This window comes from Nonomuraea antimicrobica (assembly GCF_039536965.1).
GTDB classification, from domain to species: domain Bacteria; phylum Actinomycetota; class Actinomycetes; order Streptosporangiales; family Streptosporangiaceae; genus Nonomuraea; species Nonomuraea antimicrobica.
Map to the genome: position 1 here is coordinate 1 of NZ_BAAAZP010000285.1, position 1,422 is coordinate 1,422.

The following is a 1,422-nucleotide window of genomic DNA, read 5'->3' on the forward strand; positions in this document are numbered from 1 at the left end:
GAAATAGTACCTGAAACCGTGTGCCTACAAGCCGTAGGAGCGTAGTCGTTCTTCGGGACGGCTGTGATGTGACTGCGTGCCTTTTGAAGAATGAGCCTGCGAGTTATGGTGTGTGGCGAGGTTAACCTGTGTGGGGGAGCCGTAGCGAAAGCGAGTCTGAATAGGGCGTTTGAGTCGCATGCTGTAGACCCGAAGCGGAGTGATCTACGCATGGGCAGGTTGAAGCTCAGGTAAGACTGGGTGGAGGACCGAACCCACCAGGGTTGAAAACCTGGGGGATGATCTGTGTGTAGGGGTGAAAGGCCAATCAAACTCCGTGATAGCTGGTTCTCCCCGAAATGCATTTAGGTGCAGCGTTGCGTGTTTCTTGCCGGAGGTAGAGCACTGGATGGCCGATGGGCCCGACAAGGTTACTGACGTCAGCCAAACTCCGAATGCCGGTAAGTGAGAGCGTGGCAGTGAGACTGCGGGCGATAAGGTTCGTAGTCGAGAGGGAAACAGCCCAGATCACCGACTAAGGCCCCTAAGCGTGTGCTAAGTGGGAAAGGATGTGGAGTCGCAGTGACAACCAGGAGGTTGGCTTAGAAGCAGCCACCCTTGAAAGAGTGCGTAATAGCTCACTGGTCAAGTGATTCTGCGCCGACAATGTAGCGGGGCTCAAGTACACCGCCGAAGTCGTGGCACTGGCAGCATTTTTGTTGTTGGTGGGTAGGGGAGCGTCGTGCATCCGGTGAAGCCGTCGAGTGATCGTATGGTGGAGGGTGTGCGAGTGAGAATGCAGGCATGAGTAGCGAATCGAGGGTGGGAAACCCTCGCGCCGGATGACCAAGGGTTCCTGGGGCAGGTTAATCCGCCCAGGGTAAGTCGGGGCCTAAGGCGAGGCCGACAGGCGTAGTCGATGGATAACGGGTTGATATTCCCGTACCCGCTTCAATGCGCCCATATCGAACCCTCTGATACTAAGAGTCCTTAAGTCAGTTGCTTCTTCGGAAGTGATGTAGACCGAACGCTCGGCCTGATGGGGTAGTAGGTAAGCGATGGGGTGACGCAGGAAGGTAGTCCAGCCCAGGCGATGGTTGTCCTGGGGTAAGCATGTAGGGAGTGGGGTAGGCAAATCCGCCTCACGTTAATCCTGAGATGTGATGCCGAGCCGATTGTGGTGAAGTGGATGATCCTATGCTGCCGAGAAAAGCCTCTAGTGAGTGTTGTGGCGGCCCGTACCCTAAACCGACTCAGGTGGTCAGGTAGAGAATACTAAGGCGATCGGGTGAACTGTGGTTAAGGAACTCGGCAAATTGCCCCCGTAACTTCGGGAGAAGGGGGGCCTCTGCTGGTGATGGCACGTGCTGCCGGAGCTGGTGGGGGTCGCAGTGGCCAGGGGGAAGCGACTGTTTACTAAAAACACAGGTCCGTGCGAAGTCG

At 56.3% G+C, this 1,422-nt stretch carries 1 rRNA gene; it reads left to right on the forward strand.

Features of this window, described 5'->3' with window-relative positions:
• A 23S ribosomal RNA gene (locus tag ABD844_RS52700) occupies positions 1–1,422 on the forward strand; the annotation flags it as partial.